Annotated in this window: 18 protein-coding genes; 15 read left to right on the top strand and 3 right to left on the bottom strand. The window is 62.5% G+C overall.

Features of this window, described 5'->3' with window-relative positions; translation table 11 throughout:
• Window positions 1–10 precede the first annotated feature (10 nt).
• From BMY73_RS10360 to BMY73_RS10340, 5 genes are read left to right on the top strand one after another with little or no spacing between them, the layout of a single operon-like run.
• Window positions 11–469 carry a VOC family protein gene (locus BMY73_RS10360; protein ID WP_062380574.1) on the top strand — a complete coding sequence of 153 codons (459 nt, stop codon included), beginning with the start codon at window positions 11–13 and terminating at the stop codon, window positions 467–469.
• A gap of 15 nt (window positions 470–484) precedes the next feature.
• Window positions 485–1,087 (top strand): amino acid synthesis family protein, encoded by a 603-nt coding sequence (locus tag BMY73_RS10355; protein ID WP_062380576.1) that lies wholly within the window; start codon window positions 485–487, stop codon window positions 1,085–1,087.
• A gap of 60 nt (window positions 1,088–1,147) precedes the next feature.
• Complete coding sequence (locus BMY73_RS10350; RefSeq protein ID WP_092406901.1) at window positions 1,148–2,755, top strand: bifunctional 3-(3-hydroxy-phenyl)propionate/3-hydroxycinnamic acid hydroxylase; 1,608 nt, start codon at window positions 1,148–1,150, stop codon at window positions 2,753–2,755.
• Complete coding sequence (locus BMY73_RS10345; protein ID WP_092406899.1) at window positions 2,752–3,558, top strand: 2-keto-4-pentenoate hydratase; 807 nt, start codon at window positions 2,752–2,754, stop codon at window positions 3,556–3,558. The genes BMY73_RS10350 and BMY73_RS10345 overlap by 4 nt, the downstream gene beginning before the upstream one ends.
• A gap of 50 nt (window positions 3,559–3,608) precedes the next feature.
• Window positions 3,609–4,550 (top strand): helix-turn-helix domain-containing protein, encoded by a 942-nt coding sequence (locus BMY73_RS10340; protein WP_062380582.1) that lies wholly within the window; start codon window positions 3,609–3,611, stop codon window positions 4,548–4,550.
• A gap of 423 nt (window positions 4,551–4,973) precedes the next feature.
• On the opposite strand, the gene BMY73_RS10335 is transcribed toward BMY73_RS10340, so the two are convergent.
• On the bottom strand, window positions 4,974–5,798 hold the full coding sequence (locus BMY73_RS10335) for an AraC family transcriptional regulator (protein WP_062380601.1): 825 nt from the start codon (window positions 5,796–5,798) through the stop codon (window positions 4,974–4,976).
• Between the two features lie 183 nt (window positions 5,799–5,981).
• Between BMY73_RS10335 and BMY73_RS10330 the strand changes: the two genes are divergently transcribed.
• The 7 genes from BMY73_RS10330 to feaR all read left to right on the top strand — a co-directional run bounded on the left by BMY73_RS10330 (window position 5,982) and on the right by feaR (window position 13,214).
• The gene (locus BMY73_RS10330; protein ID WP_062380603.1) at window positions 5,982–7,121 is read left to right on the top strand and encodes an ornithine cyclodeaminase family protein; all 1,140 of its coding nucleotides are present in this window, start codon (window positions 5,982–5,984) and stop codon (window positions 7,119–7,121) included.
• Window positions 7,122–7,154: 33 nt separating this feature from the next.
• Window positions 7,155–7,577 (top strand): RidA family protein, encoded by a 423-nt coding sequence (locus tag BMY73_RS10325; RefSeq protein WP_092406897.1) that lies wholly within the window; start codon window positions 7,155–7,157, stop codon window positions 7,575–7,577.
• Between the two features lie 58 nt (window positions 7,578–7,635).
• Entirely contained in the window at window positions 7,636–8,928 is a 1,293-nt protein-coding gene (locus BMY73_RS10320; RefSeq protein WP_092406895.1) for an NAD(P)/FAD-dependent oxidoreductase, read from the top strand.
• 66 nt (window positions 8,929–8,994) lie between these two features.
• Window positions 8,995–9,843 (top strand): alpha/beta fold hydrolase, encoded by an 849-nt coding sequence (locus BMY73_RS10315; RefSeq protein ID WP_092406893.1) that lies wholly within the window; start codon window positions 8,995–8,997, stop codon window positions 9,841–9,843.
• On the top strand, window positions 9,840–11,051 hold the full coding sequence (locus BMY73_RS10310; protein ID WP_092406891.1) for a multidrug effflux MFS transporter: 1,212 nt from the start codon (window positions 9,840–9,842) through the stop codon (window positions 11,049–11,051). The genes BMY73_RS10315 and BMY73_RS10310 overlap by 4 nt, the downstream gene beginning before the upstream one ends.
• A 28-nt stretch (window positions 11,052–11,079) precedes the next feature.
• Complete coding sequence (locus BMY73_RS10305; protein WP_256571166.1) at window positions 11,080–12,291, top strand: MFS transporter; 1,212 nt, start codon at window positions 11,080–11,082, stop codon at window positions 12,289–12,291.
• Between the two features lie 23 nt (window positions 12,292–12,314).
• Window positions 12,315–13,214, top strand: coding sequence for a transcriptional regulator FeaR (feaR, locus tag BMY73_RS10300; protein ID WP_092406889.1), 900 nt, complete (start codon window positions 12,315–12,317; stop codon window positions 13,212–13,214).
• A 49-nt stretch (window positions 13,215–13,263) separates the two neighbouring features.
• On the opposite strand, the gene BMY73_RS10295 is transcribed toward feaR, so the two are convergent.
• Together BMY73_RS10295 and BMY73_RS10290 are read right to left on the bottom strand one after the other, a co-directional pair.
• Window positions 13,264–14,748, bottom strand: coding sequence for an aldehyde dehydrogenase family protein (locus BMY73_RS10295; RefSeq protein ID WP_092406887.1), 1,485 nt, complete (start codon window positions 14,746–14,748; stop codon window positions 13,264–13,266).
• Window positions 14,749–14,886: 138 nt separating this feature from the next.
• A complete protein-coding gene (locus BMY73_RS10290; protein WP_062380616.1) occupies window positions 14,887–15,363 on the bottom strand; it encodes a MarR family winged helix-turn-helix transcriptional regulator in 477 nt (158 codons plus the stop codon).
• 193 nt (window positions 15,364–15,556) lie between these two features.
• On the opposite strand from BMY73_RS10290, the gene BMY73_RS10285 reads away from it, so the two are divergent.
• From BMY73_RS10285 to iacA, 3 genes are all read left to right on the top strand, one after another.
• Window positions 15,557–16,681, top strand: coding sequence for an amidase (locus BMY73_RS10285; RefSeq protein WP_092406885.1), 1,125 nt, complete (start codon window positions 15,557–15,559; stop codon window positions 16,679–16,681).
• A 1-nt stretch (window position 16,682) separates the two neighbouring features.
• Entirely contained in the window at window positions 16,683–17,204 is a 522-nt protein-coding gene (locus tag BMY73_RS10280; protein ID WP_062380618.1) for a nuclear transport factor 2 family protein, read from the top strand.
• Window positions 17,205–17,831: 627 nt separating this feature from the next.
• On the top strand, window positions 17,832–19,004 hold the full coding sequence (gene iacA, locus BMY73_RS10275; protein WP_062380619.1) for an indole-3-acetate monooxygenase: 1,173 nt from the start codon (window positions 17,832–17,834) through the stop codon (window positions 19,002–19,004).
• Window positions 19,005–19,018: the final 14 nt, after the last annotated feature.

Genomic DNA, 19,018 nt, shown 5'->3' with positions numbered 1-19,018 from the left:
GTAAACGGTGATGAAAGTCGAAATCCTTCGAACTCACTTATCGCTCTGGGTGAGTGATCCTGATGTGTCGGCGCGCTGGTACGCCGACATTCTGGGCATGCACGAAAGTGCCCGCGGCGAGAGCTGGGTGATGATGGCGTTTGGCACCAAGCATCACGACATCGCGTTGATTCGCGCAGAGCCCGGCGCCCATCAGGGCGGGCTGGGCCTGCAGCACTACGGATTGGAAATCGCCGGTGACATGAACACCTTGCGCCAGCTCTACGGCATGTTGCTGAAGAAGGGCGTCGAGGTGGTGAAAATTACCGATCATGAAATCGGCAACGGCCTGTATTTCAACGATCCCGATTGCAATCGCATGGAGTTTTTTCTCGAAACCGAGCATGACGACGCGTGCGGCAAGGCCCGCTTCAAGGCCGCCGGTGCGCCGAGTCGCAACATCACGCTCGACCCGCTCGACCCCCTTTGAACAGAGGCAGACCTGATGAAAACCGCAAATTTCGCCAGCTATCACATCCGCAAATGGTACACCTTCGTTGAAGAGACCCTGGCCAATGAAACCGGCCGGTTGGCCGATGGTGAACCGGTGTTCAAATACGCCGTCGCCGCGGTGATCGCCAACCCGTATGCCGGCGGCTACAGCGAAGACCTTTCGCAATTGATCGAGCCTTCGCCGCTGTTGGGCGAAGAGTTCGGCCGGCGCATCCAGGCCCTGGCCGGTTCGCGCCAGATTCAAAGCTACGGCAAGGCCATCCTGGTGGGCAGCGCAGGCGAGTACGAGCACGGTAATGCGTTGCTGACCAACCCGGCCGCCGACCCGATCCGCGTCGCCCTGGGCGGTGGCAAATCGTGGGTGCCGTCCACCGGCAAGCGGGGCGGTCCAGGCTCGACCATCGACGTGCCGCTGGCACACAAGGACGCCTTGTACGTGCGCTCGCATTACGACAGTTTCTCGTTGACCTTCGGCGACGGCCCTTCGCCGGACGAGATCGTCGTGATCTGGGCCTTCGCCACACGCGGACGCCTGCATGCGCGGTTGGGCGGGCTGAAAGCCGAAGACGTAAAAGGCCTGGACGGTCTGCACTGACAAACGCGCAGGCTCAAGCGGTGCCGGACTCAAATCACAACAAAAAAGCGGTGGACAGTGATGAAGCAGGAGAAGACCCAGGTTGTCATCGTGGGCGGTGGCCCCAACGGCATTACGGCCGCGCACTACATGGGAATGTACGGTGTCGACTGCGTCGTCCTTGAGCTGGCCGACGGCATCCTGCCTTATCCCCGTGCAGTGGGCATGGACGATGAGGCGTTGCGTGTGCTGCAGGGCATCGGCATCGCCGAGCTGGCAGTGCGCGACATGATCTGCGACGTACCGCTGCGCTATTACAACGCGCGTGGGGTGTGCTTCGCCGAGGTCAAGCCAAGCACCGCGCATTACGGCTGGCCGATGCGCAACATCTTCATGCAGCAGTTGCTTGAAGGTACGCTGCGTGAACACCTCGGGCAGCATGCCAGCGTGGCGTTGCGCCAAGGCCATGAACTGCTCGAACTGGAGCAGGACGAGCACTGCGTGACCCTGCGGGTGCGCGATGCCGACGGTGAAATCTACCAGCTGCAGGCCGACTATGTGATCGGGGCCGACGGCGGACGCTCCACCGTGCGCAAAAAGCTCGGCATCGAACTGCTCGGGCTGACCCACCCGCGCAAATGGGTGGTGGTCGACACCGCCAACGACACACTGGATGCGCCCTACACGGCGCTGCATGCCGACCCGCAGCGGCCCTTCGTGTGCATCTACCTCCCTTACCAGCAGCGACGTTGGGAGTTCATGCTGATGGAGGGCGAAGACGAATCGAAGATGTGCGAAGAGGCGACGATTCGCAAACTGATCCACGGGCATATCGGCGATGCCGTGGACAACCTCAACATCATCCGTATCCGAGCCTATACCCACCACTCGCGGGTCGCGGCGCGCTTTGTCGAGGGGCGTGTGGCACTGGTGGGCGACGCCGCGCATATCTCCCCGCCGTGGGCCGGGCAGGGTCTCAACTCGGGCCTGCGCGACGTGGCCAACGTGGCCTGGAAACTGGCAGCGATCATTCAGGGCCGCGCGGCGCCGTCGATCCTCGCGACCTACGATCAGGAGCGGCGTGGCCACGCGACCGAACTGGTGGCGCTGGCCGACAACATGGGTGCGGTACTGGGCTTGACCAACCCGCTGATGGCCGGCGTGCGCGACTGGCTGTTCCAGGCGGTCAACAGCGTGGATAACCTGCGCTCCCACTTGCTGGAATTCAAGTTCAAACCCAAGGCCACCATCACCAAGGGGCTGGTGCATCACGAGCGTGCCGAGTTGCGTGAGGATGACCTGGTCGGGCAGTTGTTCATCCAGCCGAATATCGAAGACGACCAGGGTCAGCGTCGGCGCCTGGACGAGGTGCTCGGCAAGGGGTATGCCGTGCTGGGTTATCGCGTGAACCCACGCGAGCACCTCAGCGAACCGATGGCCGAGTACTGGACGCGGTGGGATACACGTTTCATCCAGGTCAATCGCTCGCGCAGCGGCGTGGGGCGTAACCAGCCGTTGACCGCCAATGGTGCCCGGAGTGTGGAAGACGTGGATAACCGCCTGGGCGAATGGTTCTCCAAGGTGCGTGACTGCATCGTTGTAGTGCGTCCGGACCGCTTCGTTGCCGCCATCACCACGCCTGAGCGGCTTGACGGCGTGCTGCGCAAGCTGGCGGAGCAACTGTCATGAGTGGCGCTGACGCGTTGCTCGACCGACTGCACGAGGCCCGGCACGGGGCCCGGGCCATTGCACCGTTGCCGCCCGAGGCGCTGGACAAACAGCAAGGGTATGCGCTGTTGCGCCAGGGCCTGGCTCAGCGCCTGGCGGATGGCGAACGCCTGAGCGGCTGGAAGGTGGCGTTCGCCGGCCGGGCGGCGCAGGCGCGTTTTGGCCTCGACGAACCGGTGTATGGCGCGCTCACGTCTGCCATGGCGGTCGAGCCGGGCAGCGCGGTGCCGTTCGAGCGGCTGATACAGCCCAAGCTTGAGGTTGAACTGGCGCTGGTGTTCGGGCGGACCCTGGCGCCGGGCGATTACCCTGACATGGAGATTCTGGCGGCCATTGCCGAGGTGGCCCCGGCCTTCGAAATCGCAGACTGCCGCTGGCAGGGCTGGGCTTTCGGGCTTGGCGCGTTCCTGGCCGATAACGCCGCCGCAGGGCTTTACTGCGTCGGGCCGCGTGTGCCGTTCGATGCGGTGCGGCATGCCTGCGTGGACTATCGCCTGGAGCATGAGGGCGCGCTGCTCGGTGGCGGTGATACCCTGGCGCGCGAAGACAGCCCTCTGTTCAACCTGTGCTGGCTGGTGCGGCGCCTGTTGGCAGACGGTCATTGCGTGGACGCCGGGCAGGTGGTGCTGACCGGTGCATTGCTGGCACCGCTGGACATACAACCGGGCGCCTATCGCTTGCGCATGCTTGGCACGGAACTGGCTTTGGATTTCCACGCAGGCCTCGGGCCTGCGCAATCACCCGCGACTGTTATGGATGACTGAGCCCGCCTGCAGGCCAAGAACAATAAGCTGGCCGCCGAGGAATGACGTATATGCTCGCCGAAGTCCGTACCTTCAATGACTCTCAACAGCACGCCGGCTCGATCCAGGGCTGGCAGCAGGTGTATGACCAACTCGGTCGTGGTTGCCTGAACAGCGAACTGTGGCAGTTGTCCGGCGATCGTTTCCAGATCTTCCAGGAGGTGCTGGATAAACGTGTTGTGCAGCATGGCCGCTCGCCCAAAGGCCGCTTGTGTGCGGCCATGTCATTGGGCAGCCCGCCGGTGGTTCAAGGCCAGCAGGTGAGCGCGCAAAGCGTGGTGTTGTTGCGTGACGGCGAAGAGTTCGTGTTGCATGCGCCGCAAGGCACGCATTTTTTTGCACTCAACGTCGACGCCTTGCGCTTTGCCAAACTGGCCGCCTTCGAACTCTCTGGCGACCAGCTCAAACGCTTGACCAGCGTGTCTGCGCTCAGCGTGGATGAAACGTTACTGTTGCGCATTCGCCAGCGCATCCACCCGCTGTTTCGTCACTTTCTGGAACATGCGGGTGCTATAACCCCAGTCTCGGAAAAGATGCTGGAAGACGAATTGCTGGGTGCGTTTCTCGATCTGTTCAGCCATGCCGGCGACGAGGTGCGTTGCCGGCGTGGCAATTTCGCCGTCAGCGCCTACCTGGTCCGGCGCAGCCAGGAGTTGATCATTGCCAGTGGCGATACGCCGTTGAGCATTCTCGATCTGTGTGAACAGCTACGCGTCAGCCGCAGGACCCTGCAGAACAGTTTTCAGGCCGTCACCGATATGCGACCGGTCGAGTACTTGCGCAACTTGCGCCTCAACGCCGTCAGGCGACAGTTGATCGCAACCCCTGCGAGCGAGAAGAACATCGGTGAGATCGCCGTGGCGATGGGCTTTTTTCACCTGAGCCATTTCGCCACGCATTACCGCGAGCTGTTCGGTGAGTCGCCGTCCGAAACGCGCCGGGCGTCGTCCTGATACGACGAAGCGCGCCAAAGCGGGAACTGGCCAGGCTTGTAGGTGCGTATTTCCACTATTTGGGGTGACGCTTATTTTTGGTTCTGCCTAACGGCAGAAGCGTTCCGCCTTCGGCGGGTTACTTGAAAAGACCCCCTCTTTGTTTCAAGAGGCAGCCAAGGGTCCGGCTCCTGGTTAGGCCCGACTTCGTCGGGTACCCGCACTCCGACGACGCTCCGTGGACCCGCGTCGAACGGACATCCATGTCCTGACGGCGCTCTCGCGGCATCCATGCCGCTCGGCCCACTGCGCGTCGTCTGCGTTTGGCCTGCACCCAAGTCGCGCTTTGTGGTGTCTGGCCTGCTGCGGTATGAAGATCAAGATCAAAAGCGAAGCGCGCCATGCGCTTTCGTAGGTCGCCGCATCAACGGCCGGTCGAAGCATTCAAGCGAAGCGGATGCGCTCGGCGTAGGCGCTCTGCAGCATTTTTCGCTGGTAATCGCAGGGCGTCGTACTGACTAGCTTCTTGAAGTCGCGCAGGAAATGCGATTGATCGGAAAAGCCCAGGTCCAGGGCCAGGTCTGAGAACGATACGTCCTGCCGGGTGTTCAGGGTTTCCAGCGCCGCCTGGCAGCGAATGATCCGGCAGAACGTCTTGGGCGACAGGCCGGTGTCCTGGCTGAACTGGCGATGAATGGTGCGGCTGGTGTACCCGCTGAGTTCTTCGAGCTGCTGAATACGCAGGTCCCCGCGATGCGCAAGCGCGTGCTGGATGACCATGGTCGTGAGCTTCGAGCTTCGGCCGATGAGGCGCGGGGCCAGGTAATCGCTGAACAGCTTGATCTGCTCCTGCAGCAGCGGGGCCTGGACGATGCTCTCGAAAATGCGCTGGGCAAAGGTCGATACTTCCAGCAGGTTCCATTCCTGTTCGGTCAGGTCCTCGGCCACGACGTTGATGAAACCTGGAATGACCCCCGGCGCAAAGCGCACGCCGAAGTAGTGGTGACCCTCCAGCAGTTCGACCTGCTGCGCCTCCAGCGGCGTACCACAAATCCTCACGCTTGGGCGCGTTGCGTCACAGTCGAACACGATATCCACGCAGCCATCCGGCACCGCCAGCAGATCAGCCGAGTGAGCGACATCGAAGGCGTAGAAATGCGAAATCGCCGGGTGCTCGGAAGGCATGACCGAATACTGTGAGGAGTTGAGTACGAACCAGGGTTGTTCGTAAGCAGTCTGCCGCAACGGCGATGAACACAGGTTGGGCATGGCCGGACCTTGGAGTGGAATATGCGGGAATATTCAAGCATTTCTCGCGCCAACTCCGCGGGTGGGGACGAACCTTGATGTCCGAAATTTACAATACCGCCTTCAAACACTCACTGATACTCGACCTCGATAGCGTGGGAGCAGCGCCTACCGCAGCGACTTCATTTTCAGTCGAGAACAATAATGTCCACTAGCACAAAAATTGACTTCATCTATCTCTCCGAGCAGGACATGATCCGCGCGGGCGTAACCGACATGCTTGCCTGTGTGAATACCATGGAGGAGATGTTCGGCCTGCTCTATAGCGGCGACTACCGCATGGCGGGGCCAAACAACGATTCCCACGGCGCGATGGTGGTGTTTCCGAAGGATTCGCCGTTCCCGAACATGCCCAAGCCCACCGCTGACCGCCGCATGATGGCGATGCCGGCCTACCTGGGGGGCAGCTTCTGCACCGCAGGCGTCAAATGGTACGGCTCCAATATCGCCAACCGCGAAAAAGGCCTGCCACGTTCGATCCTGATGTTCACCCTCAACGACCCCGACACCGGCGCCCCGCTGGCGCATATGTCCGCCAACCTGCTGTCGGCGTATCGCACCGGTGCGATCCCCGGCGTGGGCGCACGCCACCTGGCGCGCAAGGACTCCAAAGTCGTCGGCCTGCTCGGCCCAGGCGTGATGGGCAAGACCACGCTTGCCGCCTTCATCGCCGTTTGTCCGCATATCGATACCTTGAAGATCAAGGGCCGTGGCGAGAAAAGCCTGAATGATTTTATTGGCTGGGTGAAGGAAACCTACCCACAGGTGACCACGATCAAGGTGGTCGACAGCCTCGAAGAGGTGGTCCGTGATTCCGACCTTGTTACTTATTGTAGCTCCGGTGAGACAGGCGACCCCTCGAACTACCCAATTGTGAAGCGTGAGTGGGTCAAGCCGGGTTGCTTCATGGCCATGCCGGCATCCTGCTCGCTGGACGCGGGGATGGAGCGCGCCGACGTGCGCAAGGTGCTGGACAACACCGGTCTCTACGAAGCCTGGTTCGAAGAATTGCCCAAGCCCGCGCACCACTGCGTGCCGGTGATCGGCGTGCGATTCATGGACATGATCGCCGAAGGCACGATGCAGCCCGAAGAGCTGGAAGACATCGGCAAGATCGTCGCCGGTGATGCCCAGGGCCGCCGCAACGATGAAGAGATCATCATCATGTCGGTGGGCGGCATGCCTGTGGAAGACGTGGCCTGGGGCACCGTGGTGTATCGCAATGCCGTGGAAAAGGGCATCGGCGTGAAGCTCAACCTGTGGGAAACCCCCGTCCTGCGCTAAGCCATCCTTTAACCCACTGACGAGACTCACGACATGACCAGAATCATCAAGCTCAAGACCGGCTCACCCTTTGAAGATCAGGCCAGCTATTCGCGCCTGGTGGTGGTGGACAACTGGATCTATGTGTCCAATACCGCCGGGCGCAACCCGCAGACCAAACTGATCCCGGAGGACATCCTCGAGCAGACGCACCAGGTGTTCGCCAACATTGAAAGCGCACTGGCGGCCGTGGATGCAAGCCTGGCCGATGTGGTGTGCTCGCGGGTGTTCATTCAGGACCCCAAGGACGTGCCAGCGGTGATGGGCCTGATCGGCGAGAAATTCCGGGGTGTCGACCCGGCCAGTACCGTCACCTGCCCGCCGCTGGGTTCGACGGTGTACAAGGTGGAGCTGGAAGTGACGGCGTATCGCAACGCCTCCAAGGCTCAGGTCGAAGTGATTCGTCTGTCGCAGTGACCCGTTATGCGGCCGCGCGCTCGCGCGGCCGATCTCCATTGTTTTGCGAGTCTTGATCATGGCCCCGACTATTGCGCCCGTGAATACGTCCACCGAATTTCCCTCCTCGACCGCCGTCGTCATCATCGGCGGCGGCATCATCGGCTTGACCGCTGCGCTGACACTGGCCGAACGCAATATCCCGGTGGTGGTCCTGGAAAAAGGCCGTATTGCCGGCGAGCAGTCATCACGCAACCTGGGCTGGGTACGCAAGACCAGTCGCCACGCCCACGATATTCCGCTGGCGCTCGCCGCTGACCGCTTGTGGGCGCAAATGCCCGAGCGCGTCGGTGCGGATGTGGGTTACCGCCAGGAAGGCATCATGTTCGTCGCCCGCAACGAGGCGCAAATGGCGATGCATGAAGGCTGGCTCAGATCGGTCGAGCGGTTGTCGCTTGACTCGCGATTGCTGAGCAAGCGCGAGATCGAGGCGCTGGTGCCGGGCGGCAAGGGTGACTGGGCCGGCGGCATCTATACGCCGTCAGATGCGCGTGCGGAGCCGACCCTGGCCAGCAGCGCGATCGCCAAGGCCGCCATGGCCCTGGGCGTGGTGATCATCGAGCAGTGCGCGGTGCGTACGCTGCAGATGTCCGCCGGCAAGGTCAGTGGTGTGGTCACCGAAAATGGCGAGATTCGTTGCGACCAGGTGTTACTGGCTGGCGGCATGTGGTCGCGGCGTTTTCTGGGCAACCTCGGTGTGTCGTTGCCGACGCTGGCCTTGACCTGTTCGGTGATGCGCACCCATCCGATGGAAGGCCCCACCGAAATAGCCGTCGGTGCGCCGGACTTTTCGTTTCGCAAGCACAAGGACGGCGGTTTCATCATTACCCAGCGCGGCAAACTGGACGCTTTCCTGACCCTTGATCACCTGTTGCTGGCCAAGCAGTACATGCCGCAATTTCGTGCGCAGCGCAGCGTGTTGAACGTGTCACTGGGCAAGTATTTCTTCAAGGACCTGGCGCTTTCGCGACGCTGGTCGGCCGACAGTGTCAGCCCGTTCGAACGCGTGCGCGTACAGGACCCGGCGGCCAACCCTCGGCTCAATAACGACGCGATGAACAACCTCAAGGCGGCCTGGCCCGTGTTCGAACAAGCCAGGATTGCCCAGGCCTGGGCAGGCACGATCGATGTGACGCCGGATTCGAACCCGGTGATCGGGCCGGTCGCGCAAATCCCCGGTCTGACCGTGGCCACCGGTTTCTCCGGACACGGCTTTGGCACCTCGCCGGCGGCGGGCCACCTGGCCGCCGATATGGTCAGCGGGCATACCCCGATCATCGACCCGAGCCCTTATCGATTTGATCGTTTCTAGGTCGCATGCACCGCAACGGTCCCAGAAAAGCGGTGTTTCTCCTTTACTGAGCGGCGGAGCCAGACAATGACCCCAGACAGCCTTTTTTTTACCAATCGCGCAGGGTTGCGTCTGCATTTTCTACGCTGGGGCAAGCCGAGCGGTGTACCGCTGGTGCTGCTGCATGGCTTGCGCGCTTATGCCCAGACCTGGGAGTCGCTGGTCGAGGCGTTGGGCGATGGTTATTGCATCTATGCCCTGGACCAGCGCGGACGCGGGCTGAGTGACTGGGCACCGGCCGCCAGCTACCACACGCAGTCGTATGTGGAAGATTTGCAGGACTTTGTCGCCTGTGTCGGCGTGCAGCGGTTCGTGTTGCTGGGACACTCGCTGGGTGGCGCCAATGCGCTGGAGTACGCACGGCAGCAACCGGGGCGCTTGATCGGCCTGATCATCGAAGACATCGGGCCTGGTTCCTCCAGCCAGGGCGACGGTGCGGCGCGCATTCGTCGCGAGATGAACCAGACGCCGCTGCGGTTCGACAATTGGGACGCCGCCCGCGCGTTCTGGCAGGCATCGCGTCCAGGCTTGTCGCCCCAGGGCCTGGCGTCGCGGCTGGCGCACTCGATGCAGGAAAGCGCGGGCGCGATCACCTGGCGCCACGATCAACAAGGCATCGCCGAGGCACGGCTGAGCATTGAGCCGACCGATCTGTGGCCGGCGGTACGCGCCCTGGATTGTCCGACGTTGTTCATTCGCGGTATGCGCTCGGACTTCCTGCCGGCGGCGACGCTGCAAGCCATGCGCGACAGCAATGCGTACGTGCGCACCGCTGAAGTCGCGGACGCCAGCCACTATGTGCATGACGACCAGGGCGAGACGTTCAACCGGCTCGTCATCGCGTTTCTCGACAGCCTCGCGATCCCCGGCCGATGAAAGCGCGGGCACGCCTGATTGTATTGCTTTCGTCGCTGACGGCCTTCGGGCCGTTTTCGATTGATACCTACCTGCCCAGTTTTCCGCAGATCGCCGAGGACCTGTCGACCACTACCGCGCAGGTGCAACACACCATCAGCGCGTTTCTCGCGGGACTCTGCGTGGGCATGTTGTGCTACGGCCCGTTGTCTGACCGCTACGGCCGTCGCCCGTTGCTGCTGGGCAGCCTGGTGCTGTACGCGGCAGCGACCCTGGGGTGCCTGTTTGCCGCCAGCGTCGAACAACTGATTGCCTGGCGCTTTTTCCAGGCGCTGGGTGGCGCGGGCGCGCTGGTGCTGGCGCGCGCCGTCGCCAGGGACAGGGTGGGCCTGGTGGAGGCCGCCAAAGTGCTGTCGTGGATGCACGTGCTGACGATGATGGCGACACTGGTCGCGCCGATGATCGGCACCTGGCTGGTGCTGATCGACGGGTGGCGCACGATCTTTGCCACCTTGTTCATCCTGTCCAGTCTGTGCCTGTTGCTGGTGGCCCTGACCCTGAAGGAAAGCTTGCCGGTGCAGGATCGCGGCGCGTCCGTTGGGGCCGCCTTCGCGGCCTACCTGAGCATCGCCCGGCAACCCAGGGCAGTGGCGTTGATTCTGTGCATGTCCCTGGGGTTTGGCGGCATGTTCGCCTTTATCACCGCTTCGCCGTTTGTGTACGTCGTGTATTTCGGTGTCTCGCCACGGGTGTTCAGCGCACTGTTCGCCCTGAACATCCTCGGCATCATCCTGGTGACCTTCATCAACGCGCGCTGGGTGGGCCGTTACGGGCCGCAGCGCATGCTCGGCGTGGGGGCGGTGCTGGTGAGCGGGGCAGGGCTGGCGCTGATGCTGGTCGGGTATACCGAATGGGGTGGGCTGGCGAGCATCGTGTGCTGCATGGTGCTGTACATGGGGGTGACCGGTTTGATTGGCGCCAACTGCATGGCCAGCCTGATGATGCTGTTTCCCCGCCAGGCCGGCGCGAGCGTGGCGCTGGGGGTTTCGGTGCAGTTTGCCACCGGGGCGTTGGCCAGCATGTGGGTCAGTCATCTGGCGGATGGCAGCGCCTGGCCGATGTGCGTGGTGGTGGGGTGTTGCGGGCTGGGCTCGTTGGTCGCTTATGGCGTGGCCCTTCGCACGCCTGCCCGGCCTGGTGCCGTGACGGCCGTCGTCAAGCAAGCGTGAGCCGCAGTGTAAAAACCAGGAAATTCGAATGAAAACTCCAAAAACAAATCCGATCGATACACCCTCCGTTTATGTGTGTGCAGGCCTGGTTTCGGGCGCAGGTGCCTTGTTATTGAACGTGCTGCCCGTGCTGTTTGGTGCGTTTGCCGAGCGTTTCGGGCTCGGTGAGCAACAATTGGGCAACCTCGCCATGGCCATGAACCTGGGCTTTGGCGCATTCGGGCTAGCGTCGCTGCTGTGGATTCACCGGCTCAGTTGGCGGGTCATTTCGGCACTGTCGTCGGCGCTGGTGGCGGGTGCGATCATGTTTGTGCTGCGCGATCCTTCCTATGAAGCACTGCTGGCGATCATGGCCCTGGCGGGCGCCGGTACAGGTGCCTTGTATGCCCTGGCGATGACGATCTTCGGTGACAGTTCGCAGCCTGAACGTGCGTTTGGTTTCAAGCTGGGTATCGAGACAGTGCCGGGCGCCTTCCTGCTCATCGTGTTACCCGTGGCGGTAGCACCGGTGTGGGGCTTTGACGGCATGCTGATCACCATTGCGATTGCCATGGTGGTGATGGGAATCCTGCCGCTGCCCTGGGTGCCGCGCCGCAGCGAGCGGCGTCTGGAGGTGTCCGGTACCGCCGTGCGGATTGCCAGCACCGAGAGTCGCATCATCGTGTGGTTGAGCCTGGTGGCCAGCCTGGTCTTCCTGACCGGCATCATGTCGGTGTGGGCGTTCCTTGAACTGATGGGGAAAAAGACCGGCCTGGCCTCCGACACCATCGGCATGGTGCTGGCGCTGGGTTTTTTGATCAATGCCGGCGGCGGCTTCATCGCGTCGGCAATCGGCCTGAAGGTGGGGCGCTTCATGCCGGTGGCGGTGATTATCCTCGCAGAGTTGCTGGGCCTGGTGGCACTGGCGCAATTTTCTTCCCTGGTGACCTACGTCGCAGGCGTCATCTGCTTTCTCTTCTCGATCGGCTTCGTGCTGGCGTATACCTTCGGCGTCATGGCTGAGTTCGACCTGTCGGGCGAGCTTGTCGCGCTGGGCGCGCTGTGCCTGTCCCTGGGTGCGGCGTTCGGGCCGGCCATCGGTGGCGTCCTGATCGAGGCGTTCGGCTATTCGTCGGTGCTGTGGTTCTCGGGCGTTTGTTCGGTGGCGGTGCTGGCCATCTACGGTGCGGCGGTGATGCGAGCCCAACTGACGTTCCAGCGCATCCGCGTTTCAGGCACGGTCGTTATGTCCGGTTTGTGAGCGAGTGACGAGGGGACATACCCATGCGCGGTCTAGCGTTGACAGCCTGGAACGAACGTGTACATGCGGCTTGCGGTCGCTTCGACACGCACTACGACCATTGCCAGAGCCTTTTCATCGGGGATATGCACCAGACGCTGGTGGGCACCACGGCGGTCGCCCACATTCGCAGCAATGCCAGTGTGATTGCCAAGGCCGCTCGCGCAAGCGGGCGTGACTCATCGGGTCGGTGTTTTCTTGTGTTACAGCAGCAGGGCTCGATGGTCATTGAACTGGGCGACGAGGCGCTTGAGCTGCACGCAGGCGACCTGGCTTTGCTGGACTTTTCCGGCGCGGTGAAAATGACTCCCGGTGGATTGTTCACCCATGTGTCGATCCCGTTGCCGGGTGAATTGCTCAAGGGCCTGGACCGTAGCCGCTTCGGCAAGCTGTCCACCACCGGTGTGTGTGGCCAACTGCTTGGCATGCTGGTACGGCAGGTGGCTGCGGGCGAGCTGGCCCAGTGGTCTTGCCCGCAGGATGGTGATGGTGTGCAAAGGGCGTTGGTTGCCTTGCTGGCCTCGGTACTGGAGTATCGCGCGAACGACCATTGCCCCGGGTGGCAGCTGCATGAAGTGCAATCCATCATCCGGCAGCGGCTCGGCTCAGCGAGGCTTTCACCGGCATCGCTGGCCGAAGAGCTGGGCATTTCCAGCCGCCAGCTCTACAGGCTGTTTGAAGCCAGCGGCGACAGTGTCTGCCGCTATATTCTGCGTGAGCGGCTGTTGAAGGCTGCGCAGGACCTTCGCGATCCGGTTTACGCGCATCGCTCGATCACCGACATCGCCAGCTATTGGGGTTTTGCCGATTCGGCGCATTTTTCCAAGACGTTCAAGGCGCAGACGGGGCTGACTCCGAGCCATTATCGCAGCCGCGGCCACTGAGTCTGGTCGCGGCGCGGGAACCCGCTCTCTCGCCACAAGTACGGGGTAGTCAATAGCGGAGAATCACCGACTTCAGCTCGGTGTAGCCATCGATAAACGCACTGCCGAATTCACGCCCCATGCCCGACGCCTTCATTCCCCCAAACGGCACGCTCGGGTCGACAAACGTGTGCATGTTGACCCATACCGTACCCGCCTCGATTCGTGGGATCAGGCGCAAGGCCTTGGACAAGTCGTTGGTCCAGATACTGGCCGTGAGGCCAAACGGGCTGTCGTTCATCAAGGTGAGCAGTTCTGCTTCATCGTCGAACGCCAGCACGCATACCACCGGGCCGAAGGTTTCCTCGTGCAGCAGCGGATCATCCTTGCCGTTGGCGATGATCAGCGTCGGCTCCACGTAGTAACCGGCACGGTCCACGGCGCGCGCACCGCATACCACCTGGTTGCTCTGCAGGGCGCGGTCGAAAAAACCGAGGATTTTGTCGAAGTGTGGCTTGTTCGACAGCGGGCCTAGCTGAGCTCGTTCATCCAGAGGCGAGCCGATGACCATCTGCGACAACATCGCCGCCATCTTCTGCGTCACCTGCTCGACGATGGAGCGGTGCACGAACAAACGCTCGGGTGCCGCACACACCTGGCCCTGGTGAACATAGGCCGATTGCACGAAGCGCGCGACGGCGTCATCGATATTGGCATCGGCCATCAGCGCGGCAGCATTCTTGCCGCCCAGCTCCAGGGTGACGCGTGTCAGGTCGGCGGCCATGGCCGCCTTGCCCACTGCGATGCCGGTGGGCACCGAACCCGTGAATGACACCTTGCGCACGGCCTCGTGTTCGATCAACTGCTGGCCCACCTGGCCGCGCCCGTTGACCACGTTGACCACGCCTGGCGGAATTCCGGCCTCGATCGCCAGCTCCGCCAGGCGCAGCAGGGACAGCGGCGTGTATTCGCTGGGTTTGAGCACGACGGTGCAGCCGGTGGTCAGCGCGGCGCCGAGCTTCCACACGCCGATCATCAGCGAGAAATTCCACGGCACGATGGCCGCCACCACGCCCACCGGCTCGCGCAGGGTGTAGGCGCTGTACTGCTCACCGGCCGTGGAAGGGAACGACGGGGTCATCGTCTGGCCGCCGATCTTGGTCGCCCAGCCGGCGAAGTACCGCAGGAATACGGCGCTCTGGCCCACTTCGATATGCCGTGACAGGTTGATCGATTTGCCGGAACTCAGGGTTTCCAGTTGCGCCAGTTCTTCGCCGTTGGCCTCTATCAGATCGGCCAGGCGGTTAAGCAGAACGCCGCGCTGGTAGGGGGTGACTTGCGCCCAGGCGCCCTTGAAGGCAGTTCTGGCGCTGTCGACGGCCAGGTTCACATCCTCGGCTTGAGCGTCACGCAACTGGGCGACGGTCTCGCCGGTTCCGGGATCGACCACGCCGATGCGCCGGGTGGAGGCGCTGGTGTGCGCGGCGCCATCGATGAAGTTGGAGTGGTCGCGAGCCAGGAAGGCAACGACCGAGGGCAGCAGGGCAATGTGCATGGTGGCGCTCCAATGAAGGATTCGTCGCGCCCCGGGGGGGCTCGAAAGACCTTTGCATTAGAAACCGACGCACGCATGGCGGCTTGTTCGAGCCTGCCAGGAAGTTGGATATGCCTGACAGATCGGGTCGCCGCTGACCTAGGGTTCGCCGAGGTTATCGAACACCGTTTCGAGCATGCGGTTCAGGCGCTGGATCTGCGCTTCGGTCATGCCGGTGAAACTGCGCTTGAACACGTCGCCCGTGGCAACCTGGATACGTTCGATCGCCTCGCGCCCTTGTTCGGTGATGCGCACCTGCGTCACGCGGCCGTCGTCCTCGCAGGGCGCGGTGTCCACCAGACCGTCTTCCTTCATGCGATACACCGTCTTGGTGATGGTCGAGAGCTTGGCGATGGCGTGGGTGGAAATTTCGGAAATGCTCGATTGGCCGTTCTCCTTGAGAATGAACAGCACCCGCCAGCGCGGGATATCCAGGCCGATTTTCTTCAGCGCCTTTTCCATGTACTGGCTGTAGCGACCATGCACCATGGCCAACCAGTAAAACGGAAAATCCTCTTTGTGAAAGTCTTCGCTGCCGGGGTCGTAGCGGCCTGCGTGTTTTTTGGGTGCGCTCATGGTGTGCTCGTGTCGAAGGAGGCGAGCAATCATAGACTTTTCTCGTGAATTCGGCACGGTTTTTGACCGCGTCACAGGCAGGGTTGTGCGCTGAAATATAGTTGACAATTCACGTAATATTCGGTGAGTGTGAAAAAAAGACAAGGGCGCATCGGGCGTCCCGATTCCGCATTCGCACTGAAGGAGACGTGACATGACCCTGGTGATTGAACAGCTTTCCCTTGGCGGCGATGGGCCGACCGTGATGGTCAAGGACACCATCGATGTCGCTGGCCTGCCGACCCGTGCTTCCAGTCAGGCCCTGGCCGATGCCGCGCCGGCCACGGCCCACGCCGATGTGGTACAGGCCCTGCTGGACAGAGGCTGCCGCCTGGTGGCGAAGACCAGCCTGCACGAACTGGCGTTCGGCACCACGGGCATCAATCGCTGGACCGGCACCGCGCCCAACCCGCGTTTCCCCGGGCGTATTCCGGGCGGTTCCTCCAGCGGTTCGGCAGCGGCCGTGGCGGCCGGGCTGGCGGATTTTTCCCTGGGCACCGACACCGGCGGCTCTGTGCGCATCCCGGCGTGTTGCTGTGGGGTGTTCGGCTTCAAGCCGACCTTCGGGCGAGTCAGCCGCCGTGGCGTCATGCCGGCGCACAGCAGCCTCGATTGCGTCGGCCCGTTTGCCGCGAGCCTGCCGATGCTGGTCACGGCCATGCAGGCGATCGACGCCACCTTCAAACCGGTGTCGGCGCCGGATTCGCCACGCCTGGGCATCGTCATGGTGCAGGCGAGCGCAGCGGTACAGCGTGTGATCGACGCGGCCATCGCCGGCAGCCGGTTGCCCAGCGAGCCCCTTACGCTGCCCAGCCTTGAAGCGGCGTATGACGCCGGCATGGTGGTCATCAACCGCGAAACCTTCGATGCCTGCGGCCACTTGCTGGAAACCGGCAAGGTGGGCGCCGACATCGCTGCGCGCCTGTCCGCCGCCGGTAATACCACGGCGGCCGCGCTGGCCGAAGCCGAGCGGGTGCGCAGACAGTTCACCGCCGAAGTCGACGCCGCCTTGCAGCACGTCGATGTGCTGGTACTGCCGACCATGCCGCACTTCCCCTTGACCCTGGCCGAGGCAACTGACACCCAGGCCGTGCTCGGAATGACTGCCTTCGTGCGCCCCTTCAACCTGTCGGGGCATCCGGCGCTGAGCATTCCGCTGGCCAGCGCCGAAGGACTTCCGGTCGGCCTGCAACTGGTGGGGGCCAAGGGTGCCGATGAGCAAGTGCTGGCCATTGCCGGCCGCGTGCTCGAACGTCTGTATGCCGGAGGAGAGGCCTGAAATGAACACAACCCTTCCGCGAGCAGACCTGGAGCAACGCCTGCGCCGTTTTGAAATCGAAGCCAGCGCCCGTGCCTGCATGAACCGCTACATGGTGCTGTGTGATGCGCTCGATGAACACACGCCACTCCACGAACTGGCCGGTCTGTTCACCCTTGATGCGGTGTGGGAAGGCAAAGGCGCGAAGTACGCCCAGAGCTTCGGTGGTTATCGTGGCCGCGAAGCGATTGCCGCCATGTTCGCCGGATACATGAAAACCCCGGCGCACTTTGCCCTCAACGTACACTTCCTCACCAGTGAGCTGATCGAGGTGCAGGACGATGCCGTGCTCGGCAGTTGGGTGATGTTGCAGACGTCCACCTTCGCCAGCGGCGCCTCCCACCTCAACGCCGCGCGCCTGAGCGTGCGCTTTGCCGAGGAAGACGGGCAGTGGCGCATGGCGCATTTTCAGACCGAAAACCTCTTCAGCCGCCCGGTACAGGCCTGGAACAGCGACGCCGAGTTACCGGTGCCTCGGCAATAGCACTCACTCCCCCCACCCGTTTTGCATGCTTTAGCGACTGCCCGACAAGGGCGGTCGCGCCGTGCGCGTAGCTCCTGGAGACCGCCGCCTTCTGTGCCACCAGCGGGCCGATTCCGCGTTATCCGCCTGTCTGCCCCTGCCGCTCGATGGAGTAGCGCCTCGAAGCACATCCCCGCCCCGTGGTCGACCGCACCTGACCACCTGAAGATTCGGCGCCGCAGCGCAAACAGATGCATTCCACGGTTTACCCGCCGGCGCCGTTTTCGCCTTTGCGCTGAAACCTCGCTGATAAAAACTATTTTTATTGTTCGATAATCGGACGAATATTTTTTAATAAATCCTGAGGGAAGCTTCCCTCGATTAATGTATTTATTCCAGTAAATACAAGGTGTTGTCGTTGTTTTTCCTGAGTTTTACCCTGCTAAATTACGTGATTAGTGTTGTTTTTAATCGTGATAAATCAATTGACAATTCACGTATTGACGCTCAAATTTCCCTCAACGGCACCCACAAAAACAAAGGTAACCCCATGCCGATCCATCGCCCTCGTTCCGTCTCCCGTTCCGTCCCGGCTCGGCACGACTTTCCCGCTCTGCCCCATACCGTTCCTGACAACGGAGTAAATGTATGCATTCGCTAAAAAAACCAGCGGTTGATACCGTGAGCTCGCTGGCCAGCGGCCCGGCCTTCGACGCCTTGCTTGTCGATGTGCGTGAGCGTGCCAGGGCCGGTGAATTCGACCGCCAGCGCCACATCTCGCCGGATGTGATCGAGTCCTTCAAACAGCACGGCGTTTACCGGGCGCTGGTGCCCAGGCGCTTCGGTGGCCTGGAGTGCTCGCCAGCCGAGTTCTGCCAATTGATTGAGCGTATTGCCCAGGCCGATGGCTCCGCCGGCTGGGTTGCCAGCTTCGGCATGAGCCCGGTGTACCTTGCTGCGCTGCCGCTGGACAGCATCGCCAAGGTGTATGCCGATGGCCCTGACCGGGTATTCGCCGGTGGCATCTTTCCGCCGCAACCGGCGCAAGTGGTCGAAGGCGGCTTTGTGGTCAATGGTCGTTGGAAATACTCCAGCGGCTCCCTGGGCGCCGATATCGTCGGCGTCGGCATCGCCCCGAAGAGTGGCGACACCTTCGGCCTGCCACGCATTGCGGTGATGCCGCGCAGTGAGATACGCGTCGACGAAACCTGGGACACCGTCGGCCTGCTCGGCACCGGCAGCCATGACCTGGTGGTGGAAAACGTGCGCGTGGGCGAGGAGTGGACCTTCGTGCGCGGCGGCCTGCCGAACCTGGACGAGCCGTTCTTTCGTTACCCGTCGCTGTCATTCGCCACCCAAGTGCTTTCGGTCGTAGGCCTTGGGGTCGCCCGCGCGGCACTGGATGTCCTGTCGGACATGGCCAGCGGGCGCGTCTCGGTTACCGGCGCCCCGGCGATTGCCGACCGGCCACTGGCCCAGGTCGACATTGCCCGGGCGGAAGCGGAGCTGCGCGCCGCGCGGGCGTTTTTCTACGAATCCATCGACCGCGCCTGGAACTACGTACTGGCCGGCGATGCGGTGCCAGTGGACGCCACCAACCTGCTGCGCCTGTCGTCGACCCATGCCACCCGCGTCGCTGCCGATGTGGCGCGCACCGCGCAGATGCTCTCGGGCATGAGCGGCGTGTACAACGACAGCCCGCTGGCCCGTTGCGTCAACGACGCCCAGGTGGTGACCCAGCACGCTTTCATGGGCGACATCACCTATCAAAATGCCGGAGCCATGTTCTTCGGCAAACAGCCTTTGCCTGGCTACCTCTAACCGTCGAGAAAACC

The organism is Pseudomonas sp. NFACC02, assembly GCF_900110765.1.
Taxonomy (GTDB): domain Bacteria; phylum Pseudomonadota; class Gammaproteobacteria; order Pseudomonadales; family Pseudomonadaceae; genus Aquipseudomonas.
Note: the sequence above shows the minus strand (reverse complement) of the source record. Positions and strands in the feature narration are given on the sequence as shown.